This window comes from Algoriphagus limi, from assembly GCF_024919275.1.
GTDB lineage: Bacteria > Bacteroidota > Bacteroidia > Cytophagales > Cyclobacteriaceae > Algoriphagus > Algoriphagus limi.
The window spans coordinates 35,237-50,133 of the sequence record NZ_JANWGH010000001.1 but is presented as its reverse complement, the minus strand read 5'-3'; the positions used below and the strand labels follow the sequence as shown (position 1 = coordinate 50,133).

At 42.0% G+C, this 14,897-nt stretch carries 10 protein-coding genes and 1 tRNA gene; 3 read left to right on the top strand and 8 right to left on the bottom strand.

Annotation, left to right across the window (positions count from 1 at the left end):
- Positions 1–73 precede the first annotated feature (73 nt).
- On the top strand, positions 74–1,960 hold the full coding sequence (locus NY014_RS00225) for a CocE/NonD family hydrolase (RefSeq protein ID WP_259412518.1): 1,887 nt from the start codon (positions 74–76) through the stop codon (positions 1,958–1,960).
- Between the two features lie 136 nt (positions 1,961–2,096).
- Positions 2,097–4,730, top strand: coding sequence for a valine--tRNA ligase (locus NY014_RS00220; protein WP_259412517.1), 2,634 nt, complete (start codon positions 2,097–2,099; stop codon positions 4,728–4,730).
- A gap of 189 nt (positions 4,731–4,919) precedes the next feature.
- Here the strand turns inward: NY014_RS00220 and NY014_RS00215 are convergent, their stop codons facing one another.
- The 7 genes from NY014_RS00215 to lepA all read right to left on the bottom strand — a co-directional run bounded on the left by NY014_RS00215 (position 4,920) and on the right by lepA (position 12,064).
- Positions 4,920–5,972, bottom strand: a complete 1,053-nt coding sequence (locus tag NY014_RS00215) for a M42 family metallopeptidase (protein WP_259412516.1) — start codon at positions 5,970–5,972, stop codon at positions 4,920–4,922.
- A gap of 104 nt (positions 5,973–6,076) precedes the next feature.
- Entirely contained in the window at positions 6,077–7,960 is a 1,884-nt protein-coding gene (locus NY014_RS00210; RefSeq protein ID WP_259412515.1) for an amidophosphoribosyltransferase, read from the bottom strand.
- A 109-nt stretch (positions 7,961–8,069) separates the two neighbouring features.
- A complete protein-coding gene (locus NY014_RS00205) occupies positions 8,070–8,609 on the bottom strand; it encodes a DsrE family protein (RefSeq protein ID WP_259412514.1) in 540 nt (179 codons plus the stop codon).
- 89 nt (positions 8,610–8,698) lie between these two features.
- Positions 8,699–8,781 (bottom strand) — tRNA-Leu (locus NY014_RS00200).
- A 71-nt stretch (positions 8,782–8,852) separates the two neighbouring features.
- Complete coding sequence (folD, locus tag NY014_RS00195; protein WP_259412513.1) at positions 8,853–9,737, bottom strand: bifunctional methylenetetrahydrofolate dehydrogenase/methenyltetrahydrofolate cyclohydrolase FolD; 885 nt, start codon at positions 9,735–9,737, stop codon at positions 8,853–8,855.
- Between the two features lie 57 nt (positions 9,738–9,794).
- Positions 9,795–10,157, bottom strand: a complete 363-nt coding sequence (locus NY014_RS00190) for a four helix bundle protein (RefSeq protein ID WP_259412512.1) — start codon at positions 10,155–10,157, stop codon at positions 9,795–9,797.
- Between the two features lie 119 nt (positions 10,158–10,276).
- Positions 10,277–12,064, bottom strand: coding sequence for a translation elongation factor 4 (gene lepA / locus NY014_RS00185; RefSeq protein ID WP_259412511.1), 1,788 nt, complete (start codon positions 12,062–12,064; stop codon positions 10,277–10,279).
- Positions 12,065–12,396: 332 nt separating this feature from the next.
- Between lepA and NY014_RS00180 the strand changes: the two genes are divergently transcribed.
- Entirely contained in the window at positions 12,397–12,933 is a 537-nt protein-coding gene (locus tag NY014_RS00180; protein WP_259412510.1) for a DUF4924 family protein, read from the top strand.
- 4 nt (positions 12,934–12,937) lie between these two features.
- On the opposite strand, the gene NY014_RS00175 is transcribed toward NY014_RS00180, so the two are convergent.
- Positions 12,938–14,866, bottom strand: coding sequence for an AAA domain-containing protein (locus tag NY014_RS00175; RefSeq protein ID WP_259412509.1), 1,929 nt, complete (start codon positions 14,864–14,866; stop codon positions 12,938–12,940).
- Between the last annotated feature and the right edge of the window lie 31 nt (positions 14,867–14,897).

The window sequence follows — 14,897 nt, the reverse complement described above, 5'->3', positions numbered from 1 at the left end:
AAAGAAAATCTCAAAGCATTATCTAATCTTTTAAAGCTTTCAAGTAAATTCAGTCAGTCCAAAATTTAATCTTATGTATAGATTCAATCCTCGAGCGCTCGTGCTCTTTTTGTTTTTCCTCTTTACGCTACAAATTCAAGCCCAGGAAATTTCGATCCTGGATCAATTAGAGGAAGTAGCCATCGTCGATCAAAAGGTCATGATGCCAATGCGAGATGGTATTCGTTTGGCAACTGATATTTATCGGCCTAAAACAGATCAACCTGTTCCTATTGTATTCTCCCGGACCCCATATAATTTCAATACCTATGGAGATGGAGAAATGCGAACCCGTACTCTCCAAACTGCCCTGGATTGGGTAAAAAAGGGTTATGCCTATGTCGTTCAAAATGAACGAGGAAGATTCTTCTCAGAAGGAGAATGGGATATTCTCGGCACACCTCTGACGGATAGTTATGATGCTTTTGATTGGATGTCAAAACAAGCCTGGAGTAATGGCAAAATCGGCCTGTTGGGCTGTTCTTCCACAGCTGAATGGCAAATGGCTGCCGCTTCCTTAAATCACCCAGCTTTGGCAGCTTTGGTTCCTCAGGGATATGGTGCCGGCGTAGGCCAAATTGGAGAATATTTTGAGCAAGGAAACTGGTATAGAGGTGGAGCAGGTCAAATGCTTTTTACAGCATGGCTCTATGGCACACAACATGATCCCTTGGCACCTAAACTGCGAAGAGGAATCAGTCAAGAAGACTTACTACGCCTTCAGCGATTTTATGATATGGCTCCAGAATATCCACGAGTGGATTGGAAGGAAGGATTGGCACATTTACCTGTTCAGGACATTATCAAAAATGTAAATGGACCTCAGGGAATCTATGAAGAAATGATCACCCGGAAACCAAATGATGCGCGCTGGTATCAAGGCGGATTATACCATGATGATATGCCTTTTGATAAGCCAAGCATGTGGTTTGTGTCTTGGTATGATGTCTCCTCTTCTCCAAATATTGCTTTGTACAATCATGTGCGCCAAAACGCCATCAGCCAAATGGCCAGAGATAACCAATACTTGGTCATTGCGCCTGTTTTGCATTGCTCCTACACTCGAGCAACAGAAAACACAGTAGTTGGTGAGCGAAGTATGGGCGATGCGCGCTGGAATTACGATGAAGTAATCACAGCTTGGTTTGACAAGTGGCTCAAGGGAGAATCCAATCAGACAATTGATGCATTACCAAAGGTCACCTACTTCACCATGGGTACAAACGAATGGCAGTCTTCCGATGTCTGGCCTCCAAAGGATGCAGTTATGACTTCCTTTTATTTGGACTCAGAGGGAAATGCAAATACCCGAAATGGAGATGGAAGACTTGTTTCAAAAGCTCCAAAAAAAGAAAATCAGGACATCTTTACCTATGACCCGATGAATCCTGTTCCTTCCTATGGAGGGAATGTGTGCTGTACCGGAAATGCCGTCCAAGGAGGCGCTTTTGATCAATCAGAAATGGAATTGCGGGATGATATATTAGTTTATACCTCCGAGCCATTGGAAGAAGGGGTCGAAGTATCAGGATTTATTGAATCCTATCTATACCTCAGTTCAGACGTAAAAGACACTGACGTTACAATCAAATTAATTGATGTCTATCCAGACGGAACGGCTTACAACTTGGATGAAACGATCCAACGTGTTCGCTATCGCGAAGGCTATGATAAAGAGGTTTGGATGGAAGAAGGGAAGGTCTACGAAATCAAAATGACCCCTATGAGTACATCCAATTATTTCGATAAGGGACATCGAATTCGAATTGAAATCACGAGCTCAAACTTCCCGAGATTCGATCGCAATATGAATACCGGAGGTAATAATTATAATGAAAGCGAAGGAGTAGTTGCTACGAATTCTATTCACCATGGTGGAAAGTTTCTTAGCCGAGTGGTATTGCCGATGATTAAAAAGTAAAAATATATTTTGATTCCATATTTGAGGCTGTCTAATTAGTAGAGACAGCCTCTTTTTATTTTTTACAAACCCATTCAATCAAGGCCTTTTCCCCTTTTTCTGCTATTTTTGCGACTTCGAAAAATAAAATCATAGCATGTCTATTTCCAGTAAATACGATCCGTCACAGGCCGAGGCCAAATGGTATGCCTATTGGATGGAGCACAAGCTTTTTTCATCGAAAGTTGATTACAACAAAGAACCCTACACCATTGTGATCCCGCCACCAAACGTAACCGGCGTCCTTCACATGGGTCATATGCTAAACAATACCATCCAGGATGTCTTGATTCGACGCGCTCGTATGCAGGGCAAAAATGCCTGCTGGGTTCCCGGGACAGATCATGCTTCCATTGCTACTGAAACCAAAGTCGTTCAGCTTTTAAAGGAAAAAGGCATCGACAAAAAAGATATTTCAAGGGAAGATTTCCTTAAGCATGCTTGGGAATGGAAGGAAAAGTACGGAGGAATTATCCTAGAGCAATTGAAAAAACTCGGTGCTTCCTGTGACTGGGATAGAACTGCCTTCACCATGGATCCGGGTTTGAGTGATGCCGTGATTTCTGTTTTCGTTGACCTCTACCGAAAGGGAAAAATTTACCGAGGAATCCGTATGGTCAACTGGGACCCAAAGGGACAAACAGCCCTTTCGGATGATGAGGTATTCATGAAGGAAGTGGCTTCGAAATTATACTACATCAAGTATAAAATCGAGGGTTCTGAAAATGAATATTTGACCATCGCCACTACCAGACCGGAAACTATCATGGCCGACTCAGCCATTTGCATCAATCCAAACGATCCACGTTTTACTCATTTGAAGGGAAAAAGAGCGATCATTCCTTTGATCAATCGGTCCGTTCCAATCATTGAGGATGAGTATGTGGATATGGAATTTGGTACGGGCTGCCTAAAAGTAACACCAGCTCACGATCTGAATGACTACGAACTTGGAGTGAGGCACAAACTCGAGGTAATCGACATTCTCAATGATGACGGCACCTTAAATGAAAAGGCGCAAATTCTCGTTGGTGAGGACCGTTTTGTAGCAAGAAAGAAAATAGGAAAGCTTCTTGAAGAAGCTGGTCAACTGGAAAAGATCGAGGACTACAAATCAAATATTGGTCACTCCGAACGGACAGATGCGGTTATCGAACCAAAGCTTTCCTTGCAGTGGTTTTTGAAAATGGATGAAATCACCAAGCCTGCTTTTAAGGCTGTAATGGATGATATCATTCAACTTCATCCTCCGAAGTTCAAAAACATGTACCGAGTTTGGATGGAGAATGTTCGGGATTGGTGTATCTCCCGACAACTTTGGTGGGGACATCGAATTCCTGCCTATCACCTCCCAAATGGAGAATTTATGGTAGCGAAAACTGCTGAAGAAGCGCTTCAACTTGCCAATGAACAATTCAATGCTAACTTCACCCTAGAAGACCTAAAGCAGGATGAAGATGTATTGGACACTTGGTTTAGCTCCTGGTTGTGGCCGATTTCGGTTTTTGATACGGATGTCTTCACTACTGGAAAACCAAATGAAGATTTAAAATATTACTACCCTACCAATGATTTGGTGACAGCTCCTGAAATTCTCTTTTTCTGGGTTGCTCGAATGATCATTGCAGGCTACGAGTACATGGGCGATAAGCCATTCCGAAATGTCTATCTGACAGGGATCGTACGGGATAAATTGGGTAGAAAAATGTCCAAGTCTTTGGGCAATTCACCTGATCCTTTAGAATTGATTGCTCAATACGGAGCAGATGGTGTCAGAACAGGCATGCTCTTCTCCTCTCCTGCTGGAAACGACCTGCCTTTTGATGAAAAGCTTGTCGAGCAAGGAAGGAATTTCGCCAATAAAATCTGGAACGCATTCCGCTTGGTAAAAGGCTGGGAAATTGATCCAAACTTGGATGGTTCAGCAAATGATGCAAGTATAGAATGGTTCGAAAACCGATTCCAGCAAGCCTTGGCAGAGATCAATGATCATTTCGAGAAATTCCGTATTTCGGATGCTTTGATGGCTACTTACAAGTTGGTTTGGGATGATTTCTGTTCTTGGTATCTGGAAATGATCAAACCTGCCTATCAGCAGCCAATCGATCAAAAGACTTACGATCAGACAATTGTGTTCTTTGAAGGCATTTTGAAGCTTTTGCATCCTTTCATGCCTTTCTTGTCGGAGGAGATTTGGCATCAAATTCAAGAAAGAAGTGTGGAAGAATCTCTGATTTTGGCAACTTGGCCAAGTCAGACTTCTTTTGACGAGAAAATCATTGAAGAAGCTGCTCAAGTATTTGAAGTGGTATCTCAAATCAGAAATCTTCGAGCCTCCAAAGGCATGTCTCCAAAAGAGGCTTTGGATTTGACGATCAATTCCAAAAACCCTGAGTTATACACTCGATTTGAATCAGTACTCACCAAATTGGCAAACCTATCTTCACTTAATTTTGGAGAGAAGGTGGAAAACGCCATGAGCTTTGTTGTGAAGGCTGATGAGTGCTTTATTCCTATGGGTGATTCCATCGATGTAGAGGAAGAGAAGGCCAATTTGCAGAAGGAACTAGAGTACACGAAAGGCTTCCTGGCATCTGTGATGAAAAAGCTTTCCAATGAGCGCTTTGTCAACAATGCCCCTGCTCAGGTGGTAGAAATGGAAAAGAAAAAACAAGCTGACGCTGAGGCCAAAATCAAGGCCTTGGAAGATAGCTTGGCAAAATTGGGATAAAAAAACTCTCCCTGGTTTTTCTAGGGAGAGTTTCTTAGATATTTCGAGAGGCTATTTCAAAAGCCTTCTATTATAAGCCTGAGCACCTGCCTTGCCGGCTGGCAGGGAGTCGAAAGCTATTTCCATTCAAGGTGATTACATTTCGACTACGCCCAATGTGACATTTGGTAATTTCAGACAGCCTCTTTTTTAATGGCTCCAATTGTAGCCATCAATCTGCTCAAGGCAAGCAACAAGCAATTGAATTGAATCTGCGATATCTTTTTTATGCGCCATTTCAATTACCTGGTGCAAATGTCTAGTTGGGATTGAAATCGCACCGGCAATTGCACCTTGTTTACCCATTCGCTGAACCCCCGCTGTATCTGTTCCTCCAGCAGTTAAGATTTCAGGCTGCCAAGTGATATTTTCTTTCTTGGCTGTCTGCTTCATAAACTCCACCATGCGGTAATCGCATATAGTCATCGCATCCATGATTTTGATTGCAGTTCCTTTTCCAAGTTCGGTTACTTTCTCATGAGGCTGAGCTCCCGGCACATCAAAGGCGATCGTGGTATCTAAGGCAATGCCAAAATCCGGGTTTATCCCATGAGCTGCAACATTTGCTCCCCGAATTCCTACTTCCTCCTGAACCGTAAAGGTTGCATAGACATCATAGGCAGGATTCTGGATTTTTTTCAAAGCTTCAATCAAAATGTACACTGCTACACGATTGTCAATGGATTTACAGTTGACACAGCTTCCCATTTCCACCAAATGACGCTCTCTCGTTATTGGGTCACCTACAGAAACATACTTTTCAACCTCTTCTTTGGACATCCCCAAGTCAATAAAAAAGTCTGTTGTTTTGGGAAGTTTATTTCGCTCCTCAGGACTCATAACGTGGATGGGCTTTGTCCCCATCACTCCTATCAAGTCTTTCTTTCCATGTACAATTACTCGCTGAGCAGTCAATGTCTTTGGATCAAAACCGCCTAGCGTGTGGAAACGAACAAATCCTTGATCATCGATATGAGTCACGATAAAACCAATCTCATCCATGTGGGCGGCCACCATTACCCGCTTTCCATCTGGATTTCGCTTTCCTTTTTTTATCGCGATCACGTTTCCAAGATTGTCAGTTCGGATTTCATCCACATGGGGCCGAACTAGGTCAATCACTAAATCACGGATACGTTTTTCAAAACCCGGCGCTCCGGCAATTTCACACACTTGCTTTAACAGGGAAATATCGATAGTCATTTGTCTTGAGATTTATCTTTTTTGAATCAATTGCTAAAATACTAAAATGAAAAAAGGCGTAGAGATTTTTCCCGACGCCTTTTAAATTTTTATAATCAATTCGATTAATATGCTCGAATAGTCTTTCCTTCCATGTAGTTTTTGAAAGCTTTATTTACCACCCAAGTTCCTCCATCGGTTGGGTAATCGCCTGTAAAGTACCAGTCTCCAAGATGATCAGGAATGCAGCGATGAAGAGAATCAACTGTTTGATAAATAACTTTCACTTCTGCACGAATTTCAGGAGAAGTAACAATTTCAGCGATTTTATCAGAGATTTCCTCATCAGTAAATGGCTCATACACTCGCTTTACAAAGTTTTCGGAAGCTCTTTGGTTCGCTTGGCAAGCTTCATAAACTTCCTCCATGATATTATCAATCTTGCGCTCTTTCAGCAAAGCTGTCGCTGCTCGGAAAGCAATAAAGTCCTTCATTCTGGACATATCAATTCCATAGCAATCCGGATAGCGAATTTGTGGAGCGGAAGACACGATGATGATTCGTTTTGGATTCAATTTATCCAAGGTGGTCAAAATACTTTTTTCCAAAGTAGTGCCACGAACGATACTGTCGTCGATCACTACCAAGGTATCCACGCCAGGCCTTACCACTTCATAAGTCGTGTCATACACCGAACTCACCATGGTATCGCGGTCGTCATCATTGGTGATGAAAGTTCGAAGTTTGACGTCTTTGCTCACCAACTTTTCAACCCGAGGACGGAAATTCAACAATTCCTCCAAATCTCCTACATGAGGCTTTCCTTCCAAGAAGACTTCTTTTCTCTTAGCAACAAGGTATTCTTCCAACCCTTCAATCATACCCAAAAAAGCAGTTTCTGCGGTATTTGGAATGTAGGAGAATACTGTATTCTTCAAATCAAAGTCGATAGCCTTCAAAATCTGAGGAATCAAGGCCTTTCCTAAGTTCTTTCGCTCTTGGTAGATATCAGGGTCTGTTCCTCTTGAAAAATAGATTCGCTCAAAAGAACAGGATTTTTTCTCCCGAGCCGGTAAAATTTCCTCTTCGGAGTAAGAGCCATCTTTATTGATTACCAAAGCATGCCCTGGCTGAATCTCTTTGATGGCTTTGAAATCAATATTAAATGCAGATTTAATCGCTGGCTTTTCAGATGCTACGACGATAATCTCATCATCAGCATAGTAATAGGCCGGACGGATTCCAGATGGATCTCGTACCACGAAACTGGAACCGTTTCCAATTAGTCCACACATCGCATAGCCACCGTCAAAGTCCCGACAAGATCTTCTTAAAATCCGAGCCACATCCAACTCGTCTTCAATGAATTGGGTAATTTGTTCGTTGGTGTACTGATGCTTGTACTTATCAAAAATTCGCTGATTTTCTTCATCCAAGAAGTGGCCGATTTTCTCCATTACGGTCACTGTATCGGTTTTTTCCTTCGGATGCTGACCCAGCTGAACCAACTTTCCAAAAAGCTCCTCCACATTGGTCATGTTGAAGTTGCCTGCCATGACCAAATTTCGGCTTCGCCAGTTATTTTGCTTTAAAAAAGGATGGCAAGTCTCGATGCTGTTTTCACCATGCGTCCCGTATCTCAAGTGTCCCAACCAAACTTCCCCGGTGAAAGCAATATTTTCCTTCAACCATTCCGCGTCGCTTAATCCATCATGACCTCCAAGCTTTTTCGCCTTTTTATACTTTTTGCTGATCTTTTCAAAGATGTAATTGACAGCTGAAGGCTCAACAGATCGATATCGGCTGATGTAGCGAGTACCGGGCTTGGTGTTGATTTTCACATTGGCGACGCCTGCACCATCCTGACCTCGGTTGATTTGCTTTTGCATCAGGACATACATCCTGTTTGAAGCATAGGCAGGCGTACCATATTTATCAATGTAGTATTGGGGTGATTTGCGGAGCCTAACCATGGCTATACCGCATTCGTGTTTAATTGCGTCACTCATTGACCGGGTGATATGTTAGCGTGATGATACAAAGGTACAGCAATTTAAAGGAATTTCAGGGCGAAAAGTTCAAATCTAGATTTCGGATTCAAACAATACCCCAAAAGCCTTAAAACCGAAGCATCACATAGCCTTGTGGCACGTAGGTCGTCGCCGTAGTAAGCATAGAATGAGCGATTTCCACTCCTGGCCAAAGGTCTTCTTTTTTCAATTTGCGCACCACCATGGATTGGCCACAAACGAGAATATCTGCTCCTGCTTCTTTCAAAGCATCGAGCACTTTCAAATTCGGGTTTTCTACTTCGAAGCGATCCTTGTATTTTTCATCATTTAGCAGAGAAAAAATCGCTCCACCATGAACCACCACTTTCACATGAAGTCGGTCTTTAGGCACACCTGCCAATCCATGCAAATTCATCAAGCGAGCCACATTGTCCACATAGCGATTGATAACTTTGGGGTCGTCTGCTCCACTTATCAGATCAACCAAGATTTTATATTCCAGCGTGGGATCGGGTCTTTCGGTTGCATCCGGAACTTCATAAATCCCTCCAAAACCCTTTACAATAGGATATTGAGGGGTTTGAGCTTGAATGCTAGAAATACCCAAGAAAGCAAGAAATAAAAGGGAGAGTAAGGTCTTTTTCATGGCAAGTTGATTTGATCGAAAAATAGCCAAAAATCCAGTTTAAAAACTCGCCATTAATAAAAAAACCTTCCCGATTTGGGAAGGTTTTGTGCGCATGAGAGGATTCGAACCTCCACGCCCATAGAGCACCACCCCCTCAAGATGGCGTGTCTACCAGTTTCACCACATGCGCGGATTAGGATTGCAAAAGTAGAAAGGGACAGCATCTCATGCAAACCCTTTCCTAGCTTTTGCAAAAATATTTTAATGGTAAATTTTACCCTCTGCAGCAAGCAAAGTATTGTACAAAAGAGAGGCAATTGTCATCGGTCCAACTCCCCCTGGAACAGGCGTAATCGCTGAAGCTTTTTGGGAAACTTCATCAAATTTCACGTCCCCAATTAATCTAAAACCAGATTTCTTGCTGGAATCTTCAATTCTGTGAATCCCCACATCAATTACCACAGCACCTTCCTTCACCATATCAGCAGTCACAAATTCAGGTTTACCAATCGCCACTATCAGAATATCTGCAGTTTTGGTGATTTCAGCCAAGTTCTTGGTTCGGCTATGAGTCAAGGTAACGGTTGCATTTCCAGGATAGCTATTTCTAGCCATCAGAATACTCATCGGGCTACCGACAATATGACTTCGACCGATCACCACGCAGTGCTTTCCAGAAGTTTCAATTTCATAGCGCTTCAACAGCTCTACAATTCCATAAGGAGTTGCAGCGACATAAGCAGGCCAGTGGAGAGTCATCCTTCCAACATTGGCTGGTGTAAAGCCATCCACATCCTTTTCAGGTTTGATTTTATCAGTCACACGCTCAACAGAGATATGTTTTGGAAGAGGCAATTGAACGATCAAGCCGTCGATTTCAGGATTATTGTTAATGTCTTCTACCACACGAAGCAATTCACTTTCCGAAACACTTTCCTCCAAACGAACCAAGGTAGATTCAAATCCCACTTGCTCACAGGCTTTTACTTTTGCTCCTACATAGGTTTGACTTGCGCCATCATTCCCTACAAGTACCGCCGCCAAATGAGGAGTTTTTCCGCCCTCGGCTTTGATTTCGGCCACCCGCGCAGCAATTTCATTTTTTATGTCTTGTGAGGTTTTTTTTCCGTCGATGATTGTAGGCATTTGCTTATGGGTTTGGAGAACTTCGAAATTCATCATTCGACGTTCATTATTCGATATTTAGTTTTTATTTCGTTCAGCAATTTCTATACTTTTCACAAAGATTGAAATCAATTGGTTACACTCGTCCAAGAGATTGTTGATTTCTCCTTTATCAAGATGTAAAATCGATTTTTCAATTATTTTGATTGCGACTCTAGTTTCTCTCAATTCTTTGAGAACTATTTTCAGTTTATGGATAAAATCCTTTCTAGATTCTCCAGATTGTGCTTCACCATAATTCAAAGCTGGAGAGGTTCCACTTCGTAAAAGCTGATTTGCTAAATGGTTTCCAGCTTTTGAATTAACCATTGAGTCCGTGAAAGCAATGATGGAGGCAGCAAAATCTATCAGACGCACTTCCAAATCATATTTTCTTTCCATGACAAGTATCTAGTTGGACAATCTCAGATCTTAATTTTCTATATCCAACTACCAATATTTATAAATAATGAATGAGGAACATCGAATGTCGAATATTGAAGTTGAAATACTTCGTACTCTTAATCTAATTTCAAAACCGCCATAAACGCCTCCTGAGGAACCTCGACATTTCCTACTTGGCGCATGCGTTTCTTTCCTTTTTTCTGCTTCTCAAGCAATTTTCGCTTTCGGGAAATATCACCTCCGTAACATTTGGCCAATACGTTTTTACGCAATGCCTTGATTGTTTCTCGGGCAATAATCTTGGTTCCAATTGCCGCCTGAATCGCGATTTCAAACATTTGACGAGGTACTAATTCTTTCAACTTTTCACAAAGTCGCTTACCCCATTCATAGGCCTTGTCTCGGTGAACAATTGCTGACAAGGCATCTACAGGTTCTCCGTTTAACATGATATCCAAACGAACCATGTGAGACGGCTGGAAACCTTTCAATTCATAATCTAAAGAAGCATATCCTCGGGAAATCGTCTTCAACTTATCAAAGAAGTCAAATACAATCTCTGCCAAAGGCATATCAAATTGCAGCTCAACTCGATCGGAAGTCAGGTAAACCTGATTTTTAATCTGTCCCCGTTTTTCCATACACAACTGAATTACCGGACCCACGTACTCTGCCGCTGTGATGATGGAAGCTTTTACAAATGGCTCCTCGATATGCTTGTATTTGTTCGGGTCAGGCATATCTGAGGGAGCATTGATGACATTGTAGGTGTTGTCATTCATCAAGGCTCGGAATTGAACGGAAGGAACTGTCGTGATGACAGTCATGTCAAATTCACGTTCTAGGCGCTCCTGAACGATCTCCATATGTAGCATTCCCAAGAAACCACATCGGAAACCAAATCCCAATGCCGCAGAGGTTTCAGGTTCCCAAACCAAAGATGCATCATTTAACTGAAGCTTCTCCATGGAAGCCCTCAATTCCTCAAATTCAGAAGTATCCACCGGATATATACCTGCAAATACCATTGGCTTTACGTTTTCAAAGCCTTGAATCGCTTTTTCGCAAGGCCGCTTAGTGTGGGTAATAGTATCGCCTACTTTAACTTCCTTTGCTACCTTAATACCGGAAATCAAGTAACCTACGTTTCCGGCACTCATCGCCTGTTGAGGAATTTGATTCAAACCAAGAATCCCAATTTCATCGGCGTCGTATTCTCGTCCAGTATTGACGAATTTAATTTTATCTCCCTTTCTGAGGGTTCCGTTAAAAATCCGGAAGATTACCTCTACCCCACGGAACGAATTGAATTCCGAATCAAAAATCATCGCCTGTAATGGTGCATCCGGGTCTCCTTTCGGTGCTGGGATTTTCTCAACCACAGCATTCAGAATATCCTCGATACCAATCCCTTCTTTTCCGGAAGCCAAAATGATGTCTTCTCGATCACAACCGATCAAATCAATCACTTCATCCGCTCGCAATTCTGGATCAGCACCAGGTAGGTCAATCTTATTGAGAACAGGGATGATCTCCAAGTCATGACCCATTGCCAAATACAAATTGGAAATAGTTTGGGCTTCGATACCTTGAGAAGCATCCACGATCAATAGTGCTCCTTCGCAGGCAGCAATGGAACGGGAAACTTCATAGGAAAAATCGACGTGTCCCGGCGTATCGATCAGATTGAAGATATACTCTTCTCCCTTGTAATTATATTTCATCTGGATCGCATGGGATTTGATCGTGATACCTCGCTCACGCTCCAAATCCATATCGTCCAATAATTGATTTTGCATCTCCCGGTCAGTTACCGTATTGGTAAACTGCAACAACCTATCCGCCAGTGTACTCTTCCCATGGTCAATATGGGCGATGATACAGAAATTTCGAATGTTTTTCATAGCCAATTGTGCCGCAAAAGTAGGGAAAAAGAAGGAGAATATTCCCCGAAACTAGGTTAAATAGCTTAACAATAAATGGTTCCAAATGTTGAAAGAAAGTGTTTTACAAGATATGCTTCACTTCGTTTAGCGAGATATGCCTTCGGCAAGATATTTAATAAGGGGTAGCTTCAAAATCATCCCCGAAGTTATCCTCCCCTATCTGAGCTAAACCCTATCTTAAACTATCTGAGCAGCTATCTTTCTTTATCTTGGCGCAGCCTATCTTAAAAATTATCTGCGCAGCTATCTTTTCTTAATTCTTACCTTTGTCAAGGAATAAATTTAACTTCATGCAATCCATAGCTGACAGAAAAAAATCCCAAAACATCGCCGAATACATCATCTATCTATATCAGCAAGAAGATTTGATTCGGTCTTTTCAGGGAAATCTGGAAGAAATCCGTCAATATGTAGTTTCACATTTCCCTGTTGAGGAAGTAGAAAAAGAATCCATTTTAGAGTGGTATCAAAATCTTCGCAATCAAATGGAGAGCGAGGGGATTTTAGAAAAAGGACATCTTTCCGAGACCAAAAAACTCGTCGATGAACTCTCCTCTTTACATTGGCAACTTGTGAAATCGGATAAAACTTATTTTGAGACTTTTCAAAAGGCCAAACCACATATTCTTCAAGCCGTGATGGATGCTGAAGGCCAAGGCTTGGGAAATGAGGTTCAGATTTGCCTCAATGGTGTTTATGGCTTATTGCTTTGTAGGTTATTGGGAAAGAAGGTATCTGATGAGCAATTGAAATCGGCAGAGGCTTTTGGAGAAGTATTAAGCTTGTTGAATTTGGTTTATCAGCAGGAGATTATTTCTAGGAATTGATTTTTCAATCCACCAAAAACTCCCAAACGCTTCGATAGCCTCCCTTTTCTTCAAAATAGCCCAAAAGCGAATCAAAGAAAGGATTGATTGCCAAGGTTCCGCTGTCACCAAACAAGACTAGTTTTCGCTTGGCTCGAGTCAAAGCTACATTCATTCTTCTTTCGTCTGCCAAAAAACCAATCTCTCCCCGGTCATTGGATCGGGTCAGGGAAATCAACATCAAATCCCGCTCTTGCCCTTGAAAACCATCTACTGTATCGATGGTAATTAAGTCTGAAAAGGCCTTTAAATTGGGGAAATCAAAGGTTTCAAATATCAAATGTCTTAAATATCGAACTTGAGCGGAATAGGGAGCAATCAAACCAATCGTCCATTGATTCTCCTTGAATCTGGAAACTCCAATTCGCTTGATTAAATCCTCCAAATAGCGGCAGGCAAATTTTGCCTCCTCAGGGTTAAAGGTGCTCAGACTCTCCTCCTCCTGCCGGTCAGTATATCCAGCTCCTGCGGTATCGATCCATTCAAGAATAGGTTCATTTTCAAAGAAATGAGACTGGGTGTTTTCTGCAGCCTCTAGTTTTCCTCCATAAAAATATTCATTCGAGAAGCCCATGATCTCTTCCTTCATTCGGTATTGAACCTGAAGCATATGAGCAGATTGAGGTTTTCGCTGGATTACTTTTTCAAAAAGCGTTACTTCTAATCCAGATTTGGCTGCCTCAAATGATTTGATAGTCGGTGGAAGTTGGAGATGATCTCCAGCAAAAACCACTTTTTTGGCTTTCAAAATGGGGATCCAAGTAGCTGCTTCCAATCCTTGAGCCGCTTCATCGATAAAAACCACATCAAAGATCATCCCCCTCAAATGAACCGAAGAGGCACCAACTAGCGTACTGGCAAAAACCTGGTTTTTTTGAAAAATATCATAGGAAATATACTCTTCTAGATGCTTGGCTGCTTCACGTATCCTACCCACTTCATCAAAAAGTAATTTCCGTTGTCTACGCTCCTCTGGTCCAAAGTTTCGCTTGTACTGCTTCGCCAATTTGAGGTACTGAGCTATGTCTTTTCGAAGCTTTTTTAGATCCCGATAGCTTTCATGAAAAGCTGTTTTGGCATCAAGAGTTTGATTCAAAATCTTTTCCTCCACCCTTGCAGGATGACCTATGCGGAGGGTATTGATTCCTTGATCTGTCAATTTTTCAACCAGCAAATCCACCGCCGCATTACTCGGTGCACAAACCAAAACAGACTGACCTGCCTTCACAGCCTCATAAATTGCCTGAATCAAGGTTGTGGTTTTCCCTGTCCCCGGAGGCCCGTGAATAACAGCAACATCTTTAGCTTCAAGCACCTTTTGGCAAGCTTGGTTTTGAGAAAAATTCAAGGCTAGCCGCTGCCTAGTTGATTGACTCGAAAATGAAGGTTCTTTATCCCCCAAAAGGATTTCTTTCAACTCACGGAGACGGATATTTTCAGGATTAATGACTTTTTTCAAGGCAAACTCCATTTCCCGATAGCTTCCTTCATCAAACAATAAATCAACTCCTAAACGGGTGCTATCCATCCATTCTGGAAGTTCATCCACTTGGAGTGTCACGATCATGGAGTCTTTTTTGACCTGATTGATCACGCCATTGATACGGTTTTCAGATTTGGAATAACCTTCCTGAGTGGAGAAAAATGCCACGGATTTCCCAGACTGGAAAGCAGAGTTTTGATTGGAGTCTAGTCTTTCAATTTCCACTAAAAGCCGCTCACCCATACCGATTTTTGCCTTTTTTACCTGAATGGGATGCCAAGTGATACCTTCCTTTTTCTTGTCAGCAAGGGAAGTATTCAAAAATTTCTTTTTGTATTGGGCTAAGTCCTCCTCCCATTCCAAACGCAAAAGTTTCAGTCCTTTTTTTAATTCCTCCGTGACTTTGTCCATCAATCCGTATTTTGTGGACGAAACTAATCAA